The sequence below is a fragment of the Pseudomonas sp. 2FG genome, from assembly GCF_005502935.1.
Lineage (GTDB): Bacteria > Pseudomonadota > Gammaproteobacteria > Pseudomonadales > Pseudomonadaceae > Aquipseudomonas.
Map to the genome: position 1 here is coordinate 75010 of NZ_SCMP01000015.1, position 19856 is coordinate 94865.

The window sequence follows — 19856 nt, forward strand, 5'->3', positions numbered from 1 at the left end:
AGCCGGGAGTCGAGTTTAGTGCGCCGTCTGAAAAATAACTGTTCAATTTTGCCGAGTGAAGGCTTGAACGGATTTGCGCGACAGCGCGCTAGGGCCTACTCGGCGCTCGTCTGCTCGCACAGTTGGTCCGCCAGGCGGACAAAGGCGGCCAGATCCAGTTGCTCGGGGCGCAGGCTGCCATCGACATTGGCGGCTTCGATCGCGTCGCTGCTGAGTAGGGCCTTCAGCGTATTGCGCAGCGTTTTGCGCCGCTGGTTAAACGCCTCGCGGACCACGCGTTCGAGTTGCCGATGGTCTTTCGCCGGGTGCGGCAGGGTTTCATGCGGCACCAGGCGCACGATGGCCGAGTCGACCTTGGGCGCGGGCTTGAAGGCGCCAGAGCCGACATTGAACAGATGCTCCACCTGGCAGTGGTACTGCACCATGATCGACAGGCGGCCCCAGTCGCCACCGCCGGGCGTCGCCGCCAGGCGTTCGACCACTTCCTTCTGCAGCATAAAGTGCATGTCGCGGATCAGCGAAGCATGCTCGAGCAGATGGAAAATCAACGGAGTGGAGATGTTGTACGGCAGGTTGCCAACCACCCGCAGGCTATGCGGTGCGGGATTCAGGCTGGCGAAGTCGAACTTCAACGCATCGCCCTGGTGCAGGGTGAAGTTGGGGTTGGCATCGAATTTATGCTTGAGCAGTGGAATCAAGTCCAGATCCAACTCGACCACGTCCAGGTGTGCGCCGCTAGCGAGCAGGCCCTCCGTCAGTGCGCCTTGGCCTGGACCGATCTCCAGCAACCGCTCGGCTGGGCGGGCATAGATGGCGCGCAGAATGCGGTGAATCACCCCGGCATCATGCAAGAAATTCTGGCCGAAGCGCTTGCGGGCGCGGTGTTGGTAGTGCTCGTTCATATAGGCTCTGTTGACGTTTAATGGCGAACCGCGTTGTGAAACTCGCCGGAAATAAAGACCAGCCTAGCGGCTCTCGGCCATCTGGTAAGCGGTTTCCAGCGCGACTTGCAGGCTGCCGGTGTCGATCTTGCCGCTGCCGGCGAGATCCAGCGCGGTGCCGTGATCGACCGAGGTGCGGATGATCGGCAGACCCAGGGTCACATTGACGGCGGCGCCGAAGCCTTTGTACTTCAGCACCGGCAGGCCCTGGTCGTGGTACATCGCCAGCACTGCGTCGCAGTGCTCCAGATATTTCGGGGTGAAAAGGGTGTCGGCCGGCAGCGGGCCAATCAGGTTCAGGCCGTCGCTGCGCAGACGTTCCAGGGTGGGTTCGATGACGTCGATCTCTTCGCGGCCGAGATGACCACCTTCGCCGGCATGGGGATTCAGGCCGCAGACCAGGATACGTGGCGCGGCGATGCCGAACTTGCTGACCAGATCGGCGTGCAGGATGCGGGCGACCCGCTCCAGGCGTTCGGCGGTAATGGCCGCGGCCACCTCTTTGAGTGGCAGATGGGTGGTCACCAGGGCTACGCGCAGGCCGCGGGTAGCCAAGAGCATCACCACCTGTGCGCTGTGGGTGAGTTCGGCGAGAAACTCGGTGTGACCGGAGAAGGCGATCCCCGCCTCGTTGATCACGCCTTTGTGCACCGGGGCGGTGATCATCCCGGCGAAGTCTCCGTTTACACAGCCTTGGGCGGCCCGGGTCAGGGTTTCCAGCACATAGGCGGCGTTTGCCGGGTCTAGCTGGCCGGGCTCTACCGCTGCGCGCAAGGGCGTATCCCAGACATACAGACAGCCGGCTGGTGCCGGTGCATCAGGCCAGGCGTCCGGCGTGACCGCCAGTAAGCGTACGCTCAGCGCCAGTTGCGCGGCCCGCTCGACGAGCAGGTCACGGCTGGCAATCGCGATCAGGGGGTGGGGCTGGGTGTGCTGGGCGAGTAGCAGGCATAGGTCGGGACCGATACCTGCAGGCTCGCCAGGCGTTAGAGCGAAGCGCCGTGGAGTCACAGCTTGGTTTCTACATAGGCCTCGTCGCGGATCTGGCGCAACCAGGCTTGCAGCTCTTCGTCGTACTTGCGGTTGCGTAGCACATTCAGGGCCTGCTGTTCGCGGAACTCTGCGCTGCTATCTGTGGCCCGGCGTCCCATGACCTGCAGCACGTGCCAGCCATAGGCGCTCTTGAACGGTTTGGACAGTTCGCCACCGGCGGTATGCGCCATCACCTGGCGGAATTCCGGAACCAGGGAGTTTGGGTCGATCCAGTTGAGATCGCCGCCATTCAGCGCGGAGCCCGGGTCTTCCGAGAAGCTCTTGGCCAGTTCGGCAAAGTCTTCCCCCGCCAGAATGCGCTCGTAGAGGCGCTCGGCGAGGCGCTGGGTCTCCGCTTCGCTGCGGATTTCGCTCGGTTTGATCAGGATGTGGCGGACATGCACTTCGTCGCGCACCTGGGAGCCGCCACCGCGCTTTTCCAGCAGCTTGAGCATGATGAAGCCGCCGGGAGTGCGCATCGGCTCGGTCACTTCACCGACGGATAGGGCACCGATCATGCTGTCGAACGGTGGTGGCATCTGTGCGGCTTTGCGCCAGCCCATTTCACCGCCCTCCAGGGCGGTTTCACTGGCGGAGCGGGCGATCGCCAGCTGCGCGAAGTCGGCGCCTTGCTGCAGTTGCCGGTAGAGTTCTCTGGCTTGCCGGTCGGCGGCCTGAATGGTCTCTGGCGTCGAACTTTCCGGGACGGGAATGAGAATGTTGGCCAGGCGGAACTCTTCCGAGAGCTGCATTTTGCCGAGGTCGGAGGCGAGGAAGTTCTGCACTTCCTGGTCGGTCACTTGAATGCGCTCGGCCACCCGCCGTTGCCGTACGCGGCTGATGACCATTTCCCGGCGCACCTGATCGCGGGCATCGTCGTAGGACAGTCCGTCCTGGGCCAGCGCCGCGCGGAACTGTTCGACGCTCAGGTTATTGCGCTGGGCGATAGTGCCGATCGCCTGGTTCAGTTCTTCGTCGGTGATGCGGATACCCGAGCGATCGCCGATTTGCAGCTGGATGTTCTCGATGATCAGCCGCTCCAGCACTTGCTGGCTCAGCACATGTTCCGGCGGCAGGGCGGCGCCGCGCTTGGCGATGGTTTGTTGCACCTCGCGCAGACGGCTATCCAGCTGGCTCTGCATGATGACGTCGGTATCGACGATGGCCACGACGCGGTTGATGGATTGCACTTCGGCCTGCGCCGCGGTACCCAGAAACACTGCGCCCAGCAACAGCGGGCGCAGACAATCAGAAAGCTTGGTCTTCACGTTCACGGTAACCTTGAATGCCTTGGTCGAGGAAACCCTCTACCTTATTGCCGACGACGCCACCGAGGCCCTTCAGCACGATTTGCAGGAAGATCCCGCGGTCGCCTTTCTCTTCGTCACGGGTGAGGTTGAACTCATCGTACTCGACCCAGTAACGGTTGATCAGGCGCAGCTTCCAGCAGCAGCTGTCGTATTCGAAGCCACCAAAGGCCTCGAGCGTACGGCTCTGGTTGTAGTCGAACTGCCAGCGGGCAATCGCGCTCCACTGCGGAACGACTGGCCAGATGACCGAGAAGTCGGACTGGTCAATCTTGAACTCTTCACCGCCGAACTCGAACTCACCGGTGTTCGGGTTGAAGCGCCTGGTGTCGTTACGGTAGCGGTAGCCGGCGTTGACGATCTTGCCTGGCTCGGCTTCCGGCTGGTAATGGAACATCAGGTTGCCCGAGCGGGTTTCGCCCTGGTCGGGATCCCAGTTGTAGTCGGAGGACAGGCGCCAGTCGCGGTTGAAGCGATATTGACCGGTCAGGGCGTACGGCGAGGTGGAGGCAGTCTCTTTCTCGTCGATACCCGGCAGCTGCACGCGGCGGTCTTCGAAGTAGAAGATCTGGCCGACGGCGACGCGGGCTCGCTCGAAGCCGTTCGGCTCGATAAAGCGGCTGGCGGTGCCGAGCGACAGCTGGTTCGCGTCACCGATGCGATCCTTGCCGGAGAAACGGTTTTCACGGAACAAGGAGGCATAACTGAAGGTGGTTTCGCTGGTGTCGAAGACCGGGATGTCCGACTGATCGCGGAACGGCACATTCAGGTAGTACAGGCGCGGTTCCAGCGTCTGGCGGAAGCCCTTGCCGAAGAACGTGGTATCGCGGTCGAAATACAGGCCGCTATCCAGGCTGTACAGCGGAACACCACGATCCTGGCTGCTCTCGAAGCTCTGGCCGGCGGCCAGGGTGTTCTTACCCCGCTGATCCAGGTCCAGGCTGTAGTCGGTATAGAGGTACTTGACCGTCGGTTTGACGAAGCCCCAGTGCCAGTTCAGCGGCAGGCCGACGCCTGGCTCCACATGCGCGCGGTCGCCGTTGGTCCGTGTCAGTCCCCGTAGGTTGCTGTCCGGGCTTGCCGTGCCGGCGAAGACATATTCATCCAGGTTACGGTCGAAGCGGACGAACTCGGTGCCGTAGGTAAAGTTCAAACCACCGGGCTGGAACGGCAGGGCACCATCGAAGGTGACCTGTGGCAGTCGATCATAGGGCGTGACGTCCGTGACGGTGGCCAGCTCATAGGCATGCACATTGAGTCGCGCCGCGAAGCTGTCGCCGCGGTAGGTCAGGCTGCCTTGCTGGTCGACGAAGGTCTGGTTGCTGACATCCAGGTCGGTTTCCAGGTCCTGGAAGTAGTACGGGTCGCTGATCTTGGTGTAGTCGACTTCGGCCAGCAGGCGCGAGTCCAGGCCACCCTTGTGTTGCCAATTATAGAGGTAGCGCTGGTCTTCGAACTTCGGCTCGTCCTTGCGCTCGTCTTCCTGGTCGTCCAGGTAGGAGGCGCCCAGTTGCCCTTCGCTGCTTTTGGTCAGGTAGCGGAACTCGCCTTCCATCATCAGGCCGCGCTCGCTCATGTAGCGCGGGTAGAGGGTGGCGTCGTAGTTCGGCGCAAGGTTGAAGTAGTAAGGCGTGACCAGCATGAAGCCGGTGTCGCTGGACGTGCCGATGCTCGGCGGCAAGAAGCCGGACTGGCGCCGGTCGTCGATCGGGAAATAGATGTACGGCGTGTAAAAGACCGGAATGTCCTTCACCCGCAGGGTCACGTTGGTGGCCGTGCCGAAACCGGTGGCCGGGTTCAACGTGATGTTGTTGCCTTTCAGGTTCCAGTCATTGCTGCCTGGTTCGCAGCGGGTGTAGGTGCCATCCTTGAGGCGGATGATGGCGTCTTCCTGGCGCTTGGCGTACAGCGCACTGCCGCGAACATTGGCCTTGTGCAGCACGTATTCGGCGTTATCGATCTTGGCTTCGCCGTTGTCCAGCTGCAGCTCGGCGTGATCGCCGACGACCAGGGCACCGTTATCGCGCAGCTTGATGTTGCCGTTTAGTTCGCCGCGGTTCTCGGCTTGGTGCAGGCTGGCCTCGTCGGCTTCGACTTGCATGCTGCCTTGGCGCAGCACCACATCGCCGGCCAGGGTGGCGACTTGCTGTTCTTGCTCATAGCGCGAGGCCTTGGCCGAGACGAACATCGGCGCTTCATCGAGCGGCGTCTGGTCGTTCATCCCGGGCCGGCTCGGCTCGATATAGGCGCCGGCACAGTAGGGGCCGGTCTCGGCCAGCTGGGCGGCGCTGAGCTTGTCGCGGGGCACCCAATCCAGATGGCTGAAGTCGGCGCTACGTGTCGCCAGGCCTTTGCCCTCACTCTCGGTAACCAGCTGAGGGGCTTGCCCTTCGGCGGCGGCGCCTGTGCTGCCCGGCTTTTCTGCGACAGTGCCAACCGTCGAGCTCACCGCGCCAGTGCTATGCACGGGACGTGGTGGGAGCGCGGCGGCATCCGCCTTCGGGGTACAGGCCCAGCCGCCAGATGCGGACACCTTGCAGTCAAACTGCTCGGCGGCGACCACATATTGGGTGGCAACGGATTGCAAGGCCAATAGACTGCCGGTAACCAGCAGTGGGAATTTTTTACGAAACGCGGGGTATTTTACTGCCATCTTGTAGTCCGGGCTTCCTGCGCGCCATCGGCCCGCTAGGACCGCACGCCTCTCGATGGGCTGAAAAAGATGCTGGATAATAAAGCATGACCCGCACAACGGCTAGCGCCGTCGGAGACCCTTGTAATGCTTGATGAAGATGTACGCCTGCAACAGCTGACTGGCTGGCTCGACCAGCATTTACCGGCCCTGTTTACCGCCAAGGGCTGGGGTGTCGTGCCACCCTCGACGCTGACGCCGGCCAGTAGTGATGCGAGCTTTCGGCGTTACTTTCGCTGGGAAGGGGCGGGCCGCAGCTTGATCGTGATGGATGCCCCGCCGCCGCAGGAAGATTGCCGACCCTTCGTCAAGATCGCCGGCTTACTGGCCGAGGCGCAGGTCAACGTGCCGCAGATCTTGGCTGCGGATCTGCAGCGGGGCTTTCTGTTGCTCTCCGATCTGGGCCGGCAGACCTACCTCGAGGTGATCAACCCGGATAACGCCGAGGCCTTGTTCGCCGGTGCGTTGCAGGCCTTGTTGGCGTTCCAGCAACTGCCACTGGATGCGCAACTGCCGAGCTATGACGAGGCCTTGCTGCGCCGCGAGTTGCAGCTGTTTCCGGATTGGTATCTGCGGCGCCAACTCGGGGTCGAGCTGAGTGGCGAGCAACTGGCGGCCTGGCAGCGGGTCTGCGTGCTGTTGATCGACAGCGCCTTGGCCCAGCCGCAAGTGCTGGTGCACCGTGACTATATGCCGCGCAACCTGATGGACAGTGAGCCCAAGCCGGGAGTGTTGGATTTCCAGGATGCGGTCTACGGCCCGGTCACCTATGACGTCACCTGCCTGTTCAAGGACGCCTTCCTCAGCTGGCCGGAAGCGCAGGTGCGCAGCTGGTTGGCGGGTTATTGGCAACTGGCGGGCGAGGCCGGTATCCCGGTTCAGCCTGAGTTGGAGGACTTCCTGCGGGCCAGTGATTTGATGGGGGTGCAGCGCCACCTCAAGGTCATCGGTATCTTCGCGCGCATCTGCCACCGTGACGGCAAGCCGAAGTACCTCGGCGATGTGCCGCGCTTCTTCCGTTATATCGACGCGGTGTTGGCGCGGCGGCCGGAGTTGGCCGAGCTCGGTGAACTCCTGGCCAGCCTGCCACAGGCCGAGGTCGCCCCGGCATGAGGGCGATGATCCTCGCCGCCGGCAAAGGCGAGCGCATGCGGCCCTTGACCCTGCACACGCCGAAGCCCTTGGTGCCGGTGGCCGGCGTGCCGTTGATCGAATATCACCTGCGGGCGTTGGCGGCGGCGGGCTTTCGCGAGGTGGTGATCAACCACGCCTGGCTCGGCCAGCAGATCGAGGACCATCTGGGCGATGGCGCACGCTTTGGCATGAGCATCCGTTATTCCGCCGAAGGTGAACCCTTGGAGACCGGCGGGGGGATCTTCCGGGCCTTGCCGCTGCTCGGCGATGCGCCGTTTCTGGTGGTCAACGGCGATATCTGGACCGATTACGGCTTTGCCACGCTGCGGCGACCCCTAAGCGGCTTGGCCCATCTGGTGCTGGTGGATAACCCCGCGCATCACGCCCGCGGTGACTTCTGTCTGGCGGATGGCCGGGTCGGCGATGGCCAGGACGGTGCGCCGAGCCTGACCTACAGCGGGATCGCGGTGCTCGATCCGGCGCTGTTTGCCGACTGCCAGGCGGGCGCCTTCAAGCTGGCGCCCTTGCTGCGTCAGGCGATGGCCGCGGGCCAAGTCAGCGGTGAGCGGTTCGGCGGGCGCTGGGTGGATGTCGGCACCCACGAGCGGCTGGCGCACGTCGAGCGTTTGCTCGCGGTGGCGGGCTGAGATGCTTTGGCCGGCCACGCTGCTCGGTGCGGCTGCGGGCCTGGCGTTGGCCAGCATCCCCGGCGCGCTGCTCGGCACATTGCTCGGGCAGGTGTTGGATCGTCGTATGGGCTTGCAGAGTTGGGCGAGCCTGCGTGAGCGCTTAGGCGCGGCGCCCATGCCGAGTGATGAGGAACTGCTGTTTGTGTTGCTCGGGCGTTTGGCCAAGAGCGGAGGGCAGGTGCTGGAAGCCCATATCCAACTGGCGCGCGCCGAGATGCGCCGGCTGCAGCTGGATGACGCAGGGCAGCGGCGGGCCATCGACGCCTTCAGCCGTGGCAAGGCCGGGCGCGAGGGCTTGCGCCTGCCATTACGCCAACTGCGCAACCGCGAAGGCCGGGTCGAAGAGCTGCTGCGAGCCTGCTGGCGGATGGCCGGGGCCGATGGGCGGGTGACCGCGCGGGAGCGCGAGCTGATTCTGCTGTGGGGCCAGTGGCTGGGTTGGCGCAGCGACCGGGTTGCCGCACTGGCCGGTGAATATGAGCCGCATAAGGGCTCCTTGTTGCAGGGTGCGGCGGCCTATCAGAACGCCTTGCGCTTGCTCGACGTGACGGCCGAGAGCGAGCCCGCCGCGATCAAGTGGGCTTACCGGCGGCTATTGAGCCGGCACCATCCGGACAAACTGCTCGGCGCCGGAGCCGATCCCGCGCGGGTACGCGAGGCCACGGAGAAAACCCGCGAGCTGCACGGCGCTTACGGCTTGATCCGTGAGCGCCGCGGTTTTCGCTAGCTGTCCGGCGTAGCAGTGGGTGCAGCGGAACAGTCCAGGCCGGGAGCTATGGCGGCAACCTAATGGCCTGCTGGCTCTTGGTCAGGCCGCGCCTTCGCCGGATCTGGGTGGGCTGGAGTAAGGTATGGCGGTTGTCCTTTTCTAACTACCCGGGGCTGTGCGCTGGATGATTCGTTTGCTGACCCTTTGCCTCCTGACCTGTTGGCTGTTGCTGCCAACGCCGGCCCTCAGCGCGGCAGCGGCAGCGCTGGCGTTGCCGTTGAATGAGCAGCAACGCGCCTGGTTGGCTGAGCATCGGCAGTTGCGCGTCGGGGTGGTCTTGCAGGCGCCTTATGCGCAATTCGATCGGCGCCTGCAGCAGCTCTCCGGGGCCAATGTCGAGCTGATGAATTGGCTGGCGGCGGCGCTGCAGGTCGAGTTGGTCTGGCAGCAGTATGCCGATCAGGCCGCGCTGGAGGCCGCGGTGCGGGCCAGGCAAGTCGACCTGGCCCCGGGCCTGAGCCAGACCCCGGCCGGGCTCAGGCTGTGGCTGTATTCCGACCCCTATATGCGCGTGCCGCAGTTGCTCGTGGGCGCGCGCAATGGCGGCGCGGCGGTCGATCTGGAACAGCTCGGTGCGCAAGATCCGGTCGCCGTGCGCATGCCCAGTGCGGTGGCCGATTACCTGCGCGGCACCTACATCAACCTCAACCTGCAAGCGGCGACCAGCGAGCGCCAGGCGCTGCAGAACCTGCTCGGCCAGCAGGTCAGATATGCGGTGATCGATGAGGCGCAGCTCAGCCGCTTATCCCGCGAGAGCGAATTCGCCGAGCTCGCCGTGGTCGGTGATATCGGCTTGCCGCAACTGCTGCGTATCGCCTCGCGGCGCGACTGGCCGGAGCTGTCCGGGATCATCGATAGCGCGCTGCGGACGATCTCCCCCAAGCAGCTGGATCAACTGCACGGGCGCTGGCTGCAGCTCAAGTATCCGCGGCTCGCCGAGTCGCCGGGCTTCTGGCAGAACCTCGGCTTGCTGCTCGCGGTGTTGCTGCTGGCGGCACTGGCCTGCCTGTTCTGGCTGCGCCGCCAACTGCATGCGCTGGAGCGTGGCTTGCTGGCTGCGCGGCACGCCATCGAATTGCGCGAGGCGGCGGAAGAAGCGCTGCGCCTGACCCAGTTCTCCATCGATCAAAGCACAGTCGGCATTCTCTGGGTCAACTGGGACAGCCACGTGCGCTACGCCAACCGTGCGGCGGAGCAGATGCTCGGTTATGTGCCGGGGGGCGTGGTCGATCGACCGCTGATCGAATTCGAGCCGAGCCTGCACATGGATCGCTGGCTGGCGCTGTGGAAGCGTGCGCGTTCGAGCGAGGAGGGACCCTTGAGTTTCGAGACCAATTGCCGCCGCGCCGACGGCAGTGCGCTGCCGGCCGATGTATCGCTGAGCTTCCTGCGTTTTCGCCAGGCCGAGTATTTGGTGGTGTACATCACCGACGTCACCGAGCGGCGCCGGGCCTTGGCCGCCCTGCAGGAAAGCGAGGCACGCCTGCAAGGCATCGCCGCCAACGTGCCGGGTCTGGTGTTTCGCCTGGAGCGCCCGCAACCCGATGCGGCGGTGGACTTTGCCTTCATCAGCGAAGGCAGCGAAAGCCTGGTCGGCTATTCCGCCAGCACGCTGCTGGCCGCCGACCGCGGCCTGCGCAGCCTGGTGCATGTGGACGATAAAGCCAGTTATCACCGCAGCCAGGATCAGGCGCTCGCCAGCGACAGCGATTGGCATTGGCAGGGCCGCATCCTGACCCGCGAGGGCGAACAGCGCTGGGCGGATATCAAGGCGATTGCCCGGCATCTGCAGGATGGCCTGGTGGTCTGGGACGGCATCGTCTGGGACATCAGCGAGAACAAGCGCATCGAGCTGGAACTGGCCGAGTCGCGCGCGCAACTGCGCGAGTTGTCGGCGCACCTGGAGAGCGTGCGCGAAGAGGAAAAAGCCCGCATCGCCCGTGAAGTGCATGATGAGCTGGGCCAGGTGTTGACCGTGCTCAAGCTGGAAACCTCGATGTGCGAGCTGGCCTATGCCGAGCTCGACCCGGGCTTGCAGGAACGCCTGAACAGCATGAAGCGCTTGATCGCCAATCTGTTCCAACTGGTGCGCGATGTGGCGACCGCCCTGCGTCCGCCGATCCTCGACGCGGGCATCGGCTCGGCGATCGAATGGCAGGCCCAGCGCTTCGAGGCGCGCACGCAGATTCCCTGCCTGGTGCAGGTGCCGGAGAACTTGCCGGCGCTGGCGGACGCCAAGGCCATCGGCCTGTTTCGCATCCTCCAGGAGGCGCTGACCAACGTCATGCGGCATGCGCAGGCGCATACTGTCGAACTGCGCCTGGCACTGGAGGAGGGTGCGTTGTGCCTGACGGTCAGCGACGATGGCTGCGGTTTCGTCGTCGCCCCGGGCCGCCCCAGCTCCTTCGGCCTGGTCGGCATGCGTGAGCGCGTGCTGATGCTCGGTGGCAGCCTGACGCTCGACAGTCGGCTCGGCGAAGGCACCACCTTGAGCGTGCGCATCCCATTGGATTGACAGGCCCCAGCCTAAGGAGACACCTGCGTGATTCGTGTTCTGGTTGCCGAAGATCACACCATCGTCCGTGAGGGCATCAAGCAACTGATTGGCCTGGCCAAGGACCTCAGCGTGGTCGGCGAAGCCAGTAATGGCGAGCAGTTGCTGGAAATCCTGCGGCAGCTCGAGTGCGAGGTGGTGCTGTTGGATATCTCCATGCCCGGCGTCAATGGCCTGGAGGCGATTCCACGGATTCGCGCCTTGCACCATGCGCCGGCGATCCTGGTGCTGTCGATGCACGATGAGGCGCAGATGGCCGCGCGGGCCTTGAAGGTCGGGGCGGCGGGTTACGCGACCAAGGACAGCGACCCGGCGTTGCTGCTCACGGCGATTCGCAAGGTGGCCGCCGGCGGCCGCTATATCGACCCGGAGCTGGCCGACCGGATGGTCTTCGAAGTCGGCCTGACCGATTCACGGCCGTTGCATGCGCGGCTGTCCGAGCGCGAGTTCTCGGTGTTCGAGCGCCTGGTCCAGGGTGCCAACGTCAACGATATCGCCCAGCAACTGGCGCTCAGCAACAAGACCATCAGCACCCACAAGGCACGCTTGATGCAAAAGCTGAATGCCGGCTCGGTGGCGGATCTGGTGCGCTATGCCCTGGAGCATAAGCTGGTCTGATGCGCTAGGGCGTATTCGCGCAGCAGTACGCCAGGTCATGCCACGCAACGCCAGGCGGCGGACTGTTCGCTGCGCTCTGGTGTCTGCCCTACGGCATTCCCCGGCGCATCTTCAGCAGCGACATATCCATTTGCGACCCCCATTGCGTGGCGGCAGGCCTAGCTCGCCGTCGCCGCCCGCCGGTCCATGCCTGTTCGCGCCGTCGGTGTAGGGCAATCCCTACCCACAGTCGGCCACTGTTCTTATAGCAATCTCTCATACCCCCCGATTTGCGCTGCCTGCAGGCTTCTCTAGTCTTTAACCACGACATACAAAAAAATAAAGGTGTGGTTATGGTCGAGACGCAAGCGAACGATGTGTTGGTCAGCTTCCGTGGCGTACAGAAGAGCTACGACGGCGAGAACCTCATCGTCAAAGACCTCAACCTGGAGATTCGCAAAGGCGAATTCCTCACCCTGCTCGGGCCGTCCGGCTCCGGCAAAACCACCAGCCTGATGATGCTGGCCGGTTTCGAGACGCCCACCGCCGGGGAAATCCTCCTCGCCGGGCGCTCGATCAACAACGTCCCGCCGCACAAGCGCGACATCGGCATGGTCTTTCAGAACTACGCCTTGTTCCCGCACATGACCGTGGCGGAGAACCTGGCGTTTCCGCTGTCGGTGCGTGGCCTGAGCAAGACCGACATCAGCGAGCGGGTCAAGCGCGCGCTGTCGATGGTGCAGCTCGACAGCTTTCGCAACCGCTATCCCGGCCAGCTCTCCGGCGGCCAGCAGCAGCGCGTGGCGCTGGCCCGTGCACTGGTGTTCGAGCCGCAACTGGTGCTGATGGATGAGCCGCTTGGCGCGCTGGACAAACAGCTGCGCGAGCACATGCAGATGGAAATCAAACACCTGCACAAGCGCCTCGGCGTGACCGTGGTCTACGTCACCCACGACCAGGGCGAAGCGCTGACCATGTCCGACCGGGTGGCGGTATTCCATCAGGGCGAGATCCAGCAGATCGCCGCCCCGCGCACCCTGTATGAAGAGCCGAAGAACACCTTCGTCGCCAACTTCATCGGCGAGAACAACCGCATCAATGGGCGTCTGCTCAGCCACACGGGTGAGCGCTGCGTGGTCGAGCTGGCGCGCGGTGAGAAGGTCGAGGCGCTGGCGGTCAACGTCGGTCAGACCGGCGAGCCGGTGACCCTCTCGATCCGCCCGGAACGGGTGCTGTTGAACGGCTCCAGCGAGGCCTGCACGAATCGCTTCTCCGGTCGGGTGGAGGAATTCATCTACCTGGGCGACCACGTGCGTGTGCGTCTGGAGGTGTGTGGCAAGGCCGACTTCTTCGTCAAACAACCGATTGCCGAGCTGGATCCGGCCCTCGCGGTGGGTGACGTGGTGCCGCTCGGCTGGCACGTCGAGCACGTCCGCGCGCTCGACCCGTTATTGGAAGCTCACTGATCGACCCCGCGCTTTACCAACCCTGCATTCTTTACCAACCTGAACTGTGGAGAAAACAACAATGAATAAATCTCTCAAACTCACCGCCCTGGCTCTCGGGCTGGCTTGCGCCGCTCAGGCCATGGCGGCCGACCTGACCGTGGTGTCCTTCGGCGGGGCGAACAAGAACGCCCAGGTCAAGGCCTTCTACGCACCCTGGGAGGCGGCCGGCAACGGCAAAATCATCGCCGGTGAGTACAACGGCGAGATGGCCAAGGTGAAAGCCATGGTCGACACCAAGAGCGTGTCCTGGAATCTGGTCGAAGTGGAATCGCCGGAGCTGGCCCGCGGCTGTGACGAGGGCATGTTCGAAGAGCTCGACCCGGCCCAGTTCGGTAATCCCGCAGACTTCGTGCCGGGGGCCATCCAGCCGTGCGGCGTGGGCTTCTTCGTCTGGTCCACGGTGCTCGCCTACAACGCCGACAAGCTGCAAAGCGCGCCGACCAGTTGGGCGGATTTCTGGGACACCGAGAAATTCCCCGGCAAGCGCGGCCTGCGTAAGGGCGCCAAGTACACCCTGGAATTCGCCTTGATGGCCGATGGCGTGGCGCCGAAGGACGTCTACAGCGTGCTGGCGACCAAGGAGGGCGTCGACCGCGCGTTCAAGAAGCTCGATCAGCTGAAACCGAGCATTCAGTGGTGGGAAGCCGGCGCCCAGCCGCCGCAGTACCTGGCCTCCGGTGACGTGGTGATGAGCTCGGCCTACAACGGCCGCATCGCTGCCGTACAGAAGGAAAGCAACCTGAAGGTGGTGTGGAACGGCGGCATCTATGACTTCGACGCCTGGGCCATCCCGAAAGGCGCGAAGAACTCGGCCGAAGCACAGAAGTTCATCGCCTTCTCGGTCAAGCCCGAGCAACAGAAGATCTATTCGGAAAACATCGCCTACGGCCCGGCGAACAAGCAGGCCGTGCCGCTGCTGGATAAGGCGCTGTTGAAAGACATGCCGACCACCCCGGAAAACATCGAGAACCAGGTGGCCATGAACGTCACCTTCTGGGCCGACTACGGCGAGCAACTGGAGCAGCGCTTCAACTCCTGGGCGGCCAAGTAGGTCGGGTCGCGTAGCCGGAGCAATGCCGGCTACGCGACCGCAGTACCGTCACTCCCGCGCAGGCGGGAGCCCAGAAAACTCGAGAACTGGGTCCCCGCCTACGCGGGGACGACGAGTAGATTTTATTTACGGTGGCTTAGACCACCCGTTTCCCGGAGTTCGCTATGGCCATCGCAGTGTCCTTGACCGAGGTCGCCGGCCCCACCCTGAAACAACGCCTGGCGCGTGCCGAGCGGCTGAACCGCTTGAAAGCCCAGGCGCTGATTCTGCCGCTGGTGCTGTTTCTGCTGCTGATCTTCCTGGTGCCGATCGTCGCGCTGCTCTACAAGAGCGTCGGTAACAGCGAAGTGGTCGGCACGCTGCCACGCACCCTCGAGGCGGTCGCCAGTTGGGATGGCAAGGCCTTGCCTGGCGAGCCTGCTTATAAGGCGCTGAGCCTGGACCTGGCCGAGGCGCGGAAGAATCAGACCCTGGGCGATCTGTCCAAACGCCTGAACATGGAACTGGCCGGTTACCGCAGCCTGATGGCGAAAACCGCCCGGGCGCTACCGTTCAAAACCGAGCCGGCCTCTTATAAAGAGGCGCTGCAAGCCCTCGATGAGCGTTGGGGCGACCCGGCCTATTGGCAGGCGATCAGCCGCAACACCCGCAGCGTCACCCCGTTTTATCTGCTGGCGGCGGTCGATCATCGCATCGACGACCTCGGCGAGCTGGCAGCGGCCACGCCGGATCAGGCGATTTACCTGGATATTTTCGCCCGCACCTTCTGGATGGGCCTGGTGATCACCGCCATCTGCCTGGTGCTGGCCTATCCGCTGGCCTATCTGCTGGCCAACCTGCCGTCACGCCAGAGCAACCTGTTGATGATCCTGGTGCTGCTGCCGTTCTGGACCTCGATTCTGGTGCGGGTGGCCGCCTGGATCGTGCTCTTGCAGTCGGGCGGTTTGATCAACGGCGCGCTGATGAGCCTGGGGCTGATCGACAAGCCGCTGGAGCTGGTGTTCAACCGTACCGGGGTGTACATCTCGATGGTGCACATCATGCTGCCGTTCATGATCCTGCCGATCTACAGCGTGATGAAGGGCATCTCGCCGACCTATATGCGGGCGGCGATTTCCCTCGGCTGCCATCCGTTCGCCAGCTTCTGGCGGGTGTACTTCCCGCAGACCTTGGCCGGTGTCGGCGCCGGTTGCCTGCTGGTGTTCATCCTGGCGATTGGTTACTACATCACCCCGGCGCTGCTTGGCAGCCCGACCGACCAGATGGTCAGCTACTTCGTCGCGTTCTACACCAACACCAGCATCAACTGGGGCATGGCCACGGCCCTCGGCGGCCTGCTGCTCTTCGCCACCCTGGTGCTCTACGTGGTTTACAGCTGGCTGGTGGGCGCGAGCCGCCTGCGCCTGAGCTAAGCCGTCTGTTCAAGGAGAAGTCGAAATGCTCAGTCCTTACCTGTCCCCCATCGAGCGCGTCTGGTTCTACACGCTGCGCAGCCTCTGCGGCCTGGTGTTGTTGTTCCTGATCTTGCCGGTGCTGGTGATAGTGCCGTTGTCGTTCAACTCCGGGAGTTTCCTGGTCTATCCGCTGCAGGGCTTCTCGCTGCACTGGTACCAGGACTTCTTCGCCTCGGCCGAATGGATGCGCTCGTTGAAGAACAGCATGATCGTCGCCCCGGCGGCGACCGTGCTGGCGATGGTCTTCGGCACCCTGGCGGCGATCGGCCTGACCCGCGGCGAGTTCCGCGGCAAGGCGCTGGTGATGAGCCTGGTGATTTCGCCGATGGTGGTGCCGGTGGTGATAGTCGGTGTGGCCAGCTACCTGTTCTTCGCGCCGCTGGGGTTGGGCAACAGCTATATATCGCTGATTCTGGTGCATGCCGTGCTCGGCGTACCGTTCGTGATCATCACCGTGTCGGCCACCTTGCAGGGTTTCAACTACAACCTGGTGCGCGCGGCGGCCAGCCTCGGCGCCGCGCCGCTGACGGCGTTCTTCCGGGTGACCCTGCCGCTGATCGCCCCCGGGGTGATCTCCGGCGCGCTGTTCGCCTTCGCCACCTCGTTCGACGAGGTGGTGGTCACGCTGTTCCTCGCCGGCCCCGAGCAAGCCACCCTGCCGCGGCAGATGTTCAGCGGCATCCGCGAGAACCTCAGCCCGACCATCGCCGCGGCGGCAACCCTGCTGATCGGCTTCTCCGTGGTGCTGTTGCTGACCCTGGAATGGCTGCGTGGGCGTAGCGAGCAGCTGCGTATCGCGCCAAACGAGGGTTGAGTTCGCTGCTGTAGAGGCTGGACTGTGACTGGAGTGGCGGGCCTGCGAGCAAAGTTGCAGGCCCGCCACTGACACATGACAACCGCCGGATCAGCCGACTCGGCTACAATGCGCGCCACTGTGATTTCGCTCTGAGGTGCGCCATGCAGCCCTTCGCTATTGCTCCGTCGATTCTCTCCGCCGACTTCGCCCGCCTGGGTGAGGAAGTCGACAACGTCCTCGCCGCCGGCGCCGACATCGTCCACTTCGATGTGATGGACAACCACTACGTGCCCAACCTGACCATCGGCCCGATGGTCTGCACGGCACTGCGCAAGTACGGCATCACCGCGCCGATCGACGTGCACCTGATGGTGTCGCCGGTCGACCGCATCATCGGCGACTTCATCGAGGCCGGTGCCAGCTACATCACCTTCCATCCGGAAGCCAGCGGCCATATCGATCGCTCGCTGCAGTTGATCAAGGACGGCGGTTGCAAGGCCGGCCTGGTGTTCAACCCGGCCACCTCGCTGGAAAGCCTGAAGTACGTGATGGACAAGGTCGACATGATCCTGTTGATGAGTGTCAACCCAGGCTTCGGCGGGCAGAAGTTTATCCCCAGCACCCTGGATAAATTGAGAGAGGCACGGGCGCTGATCGAGGCCTCCGGGCGTGAGATTCGCCTGGAAATCGACGGTGGGGTGAATGTGCAGAACATCCGCGAAATCGCCGCCGCCGGTGCCGACACCTTTGTCGCCGGCTCCGCCATCTTCAATACGCCGGACTACGCCGCCGTCATCCGGCAGATGCGTGAAGAACTGGCGCGCGCACGCGGATGAGTGGTTTCGAGCGGTTGCTCCCCGGTCGCCTGCCGCGCCTGGTGATGTTCGACCTGGACGGTACCCTGGTCGACTCGGTGCCGGATCTGGCGGCGGCTATCGACCAGATGCTGTTGACCCTCGGCCGGCCGGCCGCGGGTATCGAGCGGGTGCGCAACTGGGTCGGTAATGGCGCGCGGGTGCTGGTGCGGCGCGCCCTGGCCGGCGATCTGCAGCATGGGGCAGTGGGCGAGGCCGAGACCGAGCGAGCCCTGGCCGTGTTTATGGAGGCTTATGCCGACAGCCATGGCCTGACCCTGCTCTATCCTGGCGTGCGCGAAACGCTGAAGTGGCTGAAGCAGCAGGGCGTCGAGATGGCGCTGATCACCAACAAGCCGGAGCGTTTCGTCGCGCCGCTGCTGGATGAAATGCGCATCGGTCGCTATTTCCGTTGGATCATCGGCGGCGATACCCTGCCGCAGCAGAAGCCCGACCCGACGGCGCTGCTGCAGGTGATGAAAATGGCCGAAGTCAATGCGCAAGATGCACTGTTTATCGGTGACTCGCGCAGCGACGTGCTGGCCGCCAAAGCCGCCGGCGTGTCCTGCGTGGCCATGAGTTACGGTTATAACCACGGCCGGCCGATTGCCGAAGAGTCGCCGGCGCTGGTGATCGATGATCTGCGCGAGCTGCTGCCTGGTTGCTTCGAGCCAGCCGCTGCGCTAACGTTGCCCGACACTACTCAATCCCCCCGCCCAAGAGATTCCATCGTGGTGGTCACCCGCAAACACTGGTTCGTGAAGTCAGGGTTCATACAGTCCGGGATGAAAATCCTCAAGGCCTTGGCCCGTTGGCGTTGGCGCGCCTGACTTGATCCTGGCCGGTTCGCCGGTGCGTTTGCCTATCCGACCTAAACCTAATCTAAGATCGTCGCGAGCGCAGGTCAGGCAAGGTGAAACGCCGCCTCACCAAACGCAGCAGATATTAGATAGGCTTTTACCCTCAAGCCACGAGGCTGATTCATGACCCGCGAAGAATTCCTGCGTTTAGCCGCTGCCGGCTATAACCGTATCCCGCTTGCCTGCGAAACCCTGGCCGACTTCGACACCCCGCTGTCGATCTACCTGAAGCTGGCCGACCAACCCAACTCCTATCTGCTCGAGTCCGTCCAGGGCGGGGAGAAATGGGGGCGTTACTCGATCATCGGCCTGCCGTGCCGCACCGTGCTGCGCGTGCATGAGCAACAGATCAGTGTGAGCCAGGATGGCGTCGAGATCGAGCGGCTGGAGGCCGAAGATCCGCTGGCCTTCGTCGAACAGTTCAAGGCGCGCTACCGGGTGCCGAGCATCCCGGGGCTGCCGCGTTTCAACGGTGGCCTGGTCGGCTATTTCGGCTACGACTGCGTGCGCTATGTGGAGAAGCGTCTGGGCAAGTGCCCGAACCCTGATCCGCTGGGCAATCCCGACATCCTCCTGATGGTCTCCGACGCGGTGGTGGTGTTCGACAACCTGGCCGGCAAGATGCACGCGATAGTGCTGGCCGACCCCGCCGAGGCCAACGCCTACGAAAATGGCCGGGCGCGTCTGGAAGAGTTGCTGGAAAAGCTCCGTCAGCCGATCACGCCCCGGCGTGGTCTGGACTTCACCCAGGAATCGGGCGCCGAGCCGCTGTTCCGCTCCAGCTTCACCCGTGAGGACTACGAACGCTCGGTGGGCACCATCAAGGAATACATCCTCGCCGGCGACTGCATGCAGGTGGTGCCGTCGCAGCGCATGTCCATCGACTTCAAGGCGGCGCCGATCGATCTCTACCGGGCGCTGCGCTGCTTCAACCCGACGCCCTATATGTACTTCTTCAACTTCGGCGACTTCCACGTGGTGGGCAGCTCGCCGGAAGTGCTGGTACGGGTCGAGGACAACCTGGTCACCGTCCGCCCGATCGCCGGCACCCGTCCACGCGGCGCCAGCGAAGCGGCCGATTTGGCGCTGGAGCAAGACCTGTTGTCCGACGCCAAGGAACTCGCCGAGCACCTGATGCTGATCGACCTGGGCCGCAACGATGTCGGCCGGGTGGCCAAAACCGGCTCGGTGAAGGTCACCGAGAGAATGGTCATCGAGCGTTATTCCAACGTCATGCACATAGTCTCCAACGTCACCGGCCAGCTGAAGAGCGAGCTGAGCGCTATGGATGCGTTGCGGGCGATTCTGCCGGCCGGCACCTTGTCCGGCGCGCCGAAGATCCGCGCGATGGAGATCATCGACGAGCTGGAACCGGTCAAGCGTGGGGTCTACGGCGGTGCCGTGGGCTATCTGGCGTGGAACGGCAATATGGACACCGCGATTGCGATCCGCACCGCGGTGATTAAAAACGGTGAACTGCATGTGCAGGCCGGCGGTGGCATAGTCGCCGACTCGGTGCCGGCGCTGGAGTGGGAAGAGACGCTGAATAAACGTCGCGCGATGTTCCGCGCCGTGGCTTTAGCCGAACAAACCACCAAGACCGACGCCTGAGCCGCGT

The 19856-nt window shown here is 63.8% G+C and carries 16 protein-coding genes; 12 read left to right on the forward strand and 4 right to left on the reverse strand.

The window, feature by feature from the left end:
- Positions 1-95: 95 nt before the first annotated feature.
- The 4 genes from rsmA to FFS13_RS15705 form a co-directional block, all read right to left on the reverse strand.
- Positions 96-902 (reverse strand): 16S rRNA (adenine(1518)-N(6)/adenine(1519)-N(6))-dimethyltransferase RsmA, encoded by an 807-nt coding sequence (rsmA, locus tag FFS13_RS15690; RefSeq protein ID WP_137820019.1) that lies wholly within the window; start codon positions 900-902, stop codon positions 96-98.
- A gap of 63 nt (positions 903-965) precedes the next feature.
- Positions 966-1952 carry a 4-hydroxythreonine-4-phosphate dehydrogenase PdxA gene (pdxA, locus tag FFS13_RS15695; RefSeq protein ID WP_137820020.1) on the reverse strand — a complete coding sequence of 329 codons (987 nt, stop codon included), beginning with the start codon at positions 1950-1952 and terminating at the stop codon, positions 966-968.
- Positions 1949-3241 (reverse strand): peptidylprolyl isomerase, encoded by a 1293-nt coding sequence (locus FFS13_RS15700; protein ID WP_171006502.1) that lies wholly within the window; start codon positions 3239-3241, stop codon positions 1949-1951. Before FFS13_RS15700 ends, pdxA begins: the two co-directional genes overlap by 4 nt.
- Positions 3222-5933, reverse strand: coding sequence for an LPS-assembly protein LptD (locus FFS13_RS15705; RefSeq protein ID WP_137820022.1), 2712 nt, complete (start codon positions 5931-5933; stop codon positions 3222-3224). The genes FFS13_RS15700 and FFS13_RS15705 overlap by 20 nt, the downstream gene beginning before the upstream one ends.
- 126 nt (positions 5934-6059) lie before the next feature.
- Between FFS13_RS15705 and FFS13_RS15710 the strand changes: the two genes are divergently transcribed.
- The 12 genes from FFS13_RS15710 (at position 6060) to trpE (ending at position 19849) form a co-directional block, all read left to right on the forward strand.
- On the forward strand, positions 6060-7085 hold the full coding sequence (locus FFS13_RS15710; RefSeq protein ID WP_137820023.1) for an aminoglycoside phosphotransferase family protein: 1026 nt from the start codon (positions 6060-6062) through the stop codon (positions 7083-7085).
- Positions 7082-7753, forward strand: a complete 672-nt coding sequence (gene murU / locus FFS13_RS15715; RefSeq protein WP_137820024.1) for an N-acetylmuramate alpha-1-phosphate uridylyltransferase MurU — start codon at positions 7082-7084, stop codon at positions 7751-7753. Before FFS13_RS15710 ends, murU begins: the two co-directional genes overlap by 4 nt.
- A 1-nt stretch (position 7754) precedes the next feature.
- Positions 7755-8522, forward strand: coding sequence for a TerB family tellurite resistance protein (locus tag FFS13_RS15720; protein ID WP_137820025.1), 768 nt, complete (start codon positions 7755-7757; stop codon positions 8520-8522).
- A 166-nt stretch (positions 8523-8688) separates the two neighbouring features.
- A complete protein-coding gene (locus tag FFS13_RS15725) occupies positions 8689-11079 on the forward strand; it encodes a PAS domain S-box protein (RefSeq protein WP_137820026.1) in 2391 nt (796 codons plus the stop codon).
- Between the two features lie 27 nt (positions 11080-11106).
- On the forward strand, positions 11107-11736 hold the full coding sequence (locus FFS13_RS15730) for a response regulator transcription factor (RefSeq protein WP_137820027.1): 630 nt from the start codon (positions 11107-11109) through the stop codon (positions 11734-11736).
- A 332-nt stretch (positions 11737-12068) separates the two neighbouring features.
- The gene (locus FFS13_RS15735; RefSeq protein ID WP_137820028.1) at positions 12069-13181 is read left to right on the forward strand and encodes an ABC transporter ATP-binding protein; all 1113 of its coding nucleotides are present in this window, start codon (positions 12069-12071) and stop codon (positions 13179-13181) included.
- A gap of 61 nt (positions 13182-13242) precedes the next feature.
- On the forward strand, positions 13243-14274 hold the full coding sequence (locus FFS13_RS15740; RefSeq protein WP_137820029.1) for an ABC transporter substrate-binding protein: 1032 nt from the start codon (positions 13243-13245) through the stop codon (positions 14272-14274).
- 164 nt (positions 14275-14438) lie between these two features.
- A complete protein-coding gene (locus FFS13_RS15745) occupies positions 14439-15686 on the forward strand; it encodes an ABC transporter permease (protein ID WP_137820030.1) in 1248 nt (415 codons plus the stop codon).
- 25 nt (positions 15687-15711) lie between these two features.
- Positions 15712-16542: an ABC transporter permease gene (locus tag FFS13_RS15750; RefSeq protein WP_137820031.1), complete on the forward strand. Its 831-nt coding sequence runs from the start codon at positions 15712-15714 to the stop codon at positions 16540-16542.
- Between the two features lie 143 nt (positions 16543-16685).
- The gene (gene rpe / locus FFS13_RS15755; RefSeq protein WP_137820032.1) at positions 16686-17360 is read left to right on the forward strand and encodes a ribulose-phosphate 3-epimerase; all 675 of its coding nucleotides are present in this window, start codon (positions 16686-16688) and stop codon (positions 17358-17360) included.
- Entirely contained in the window at positions 17357-18208 is an 852-nt protein-coding gene (locus FFS13_RS15760; RefSeq protein WP_137820033.1) for a phosphoglycolate phosphatase, read from the forward strand. The genes rpe and FFS13_RS15760 overlap by 4 nt, the downstream gene beginning before the upstream one ends.
- A 153-nt stretch (positions 18209-18361) precedes the next feature.
- A complete protein-coding gene (gene trpE, locus FFS13_RS15765; RefSeq protein WP_137820034.1) occupies positions 18362-19849 on the forward strand; it encodes an anthranilate synthase component I in 1488 nt (495 codons plus the stop codon).
- Positions 19850-19856 lie beyond the last annotated feature (7 nt).

Coding starts and splice junctions, on each gene's coding strand:
- rsmA (WP_137820019.1), bottom strand. CDS start 902: ATGAACGAGCACTACCAACACCGCGCCCGCAAGCGCTTCGGCCAGAAT.
- FFS13_RS15705 (WP_137820022.1), bottom strand. CDS start 5,933: ATGGCAGTAAAATACCCCGCGTTTCGTAAAAAATTCCCACTGCTGGTT.
- FFS13_RS15710 (WP_137820023.1), top strand. CDS start 6,060: ATGCTTGATGAAGATGTACGCCTGCAACAGCTGACTGGCTGGCTCGAC.
- murU (WP_137820024.1), top strand. CDS start 7,082: ATGAGGGCGATGATCCTCGCCGCCGGCAAAGGCGAGCGCATGCGGCCC.
- FFS13_RS15720 (WP_137820025.1), top strand. CDS start 7,755: ATGCTTTGGCCGGCCACGCTGCTCGGTGCGGCTGCGGGCCTGGCGTTG.
- FFS13_RS15725 (WP_137820026.1), top strand. CDS start 8,689: ATGATTCGTTTGCTGACCCTTTGCCTCCTGACCTGTTGGCTGTTGCTG.
- FFS13_RS15735 (WP_137820028.1), top strand. CDS start 12,069: ATGGTCGAGACGCAAGCGAACGATGTGTTGGTCAGCTTCCGTGGCGTA.
- FFS13_RS15740 (WP_137820029.1), top strand. CDS start 13,243: ATGAATAAATCTCTCAAACTCACCGCCCTGGCTCTCGGGCTGGCTTGC.
- FFS13_RS15745 (WP_137820030.1), top strand. CDS start 14,439: ATGGCCATCGCAGTGTCCTTGACCGAGGTCGCCGGCCCCACCCTGAAA.
- FFS13_RS15750 (WP_137820031.1), top strand. CDS start 15,712: ATGCTCAGTCCTTACCTGTCCCCCATCGAGCGCGTCTGGTTCTACACG.
- rpe (WP_137820032.1), top strand. CDS start 16,686: ATGCAGCCCTTCGCTATTGCTCCGTCGATTCTCTCCGCCGACTTCGCC.
- FFS13_RS15760 (WP_137820033.1), top strand. CDS start 17,357: ATGAGTGGTTTCGAGCGGTTGCTCCCCGGTCGCCTGCCGCGCCTGGTG.
- trpE (WP_137820034.1), top strand. CDS start 18,362: ATGACCCGCGAAGAATTCCTGCGTTTAGCCGCTGCCGGCTATAACCGT.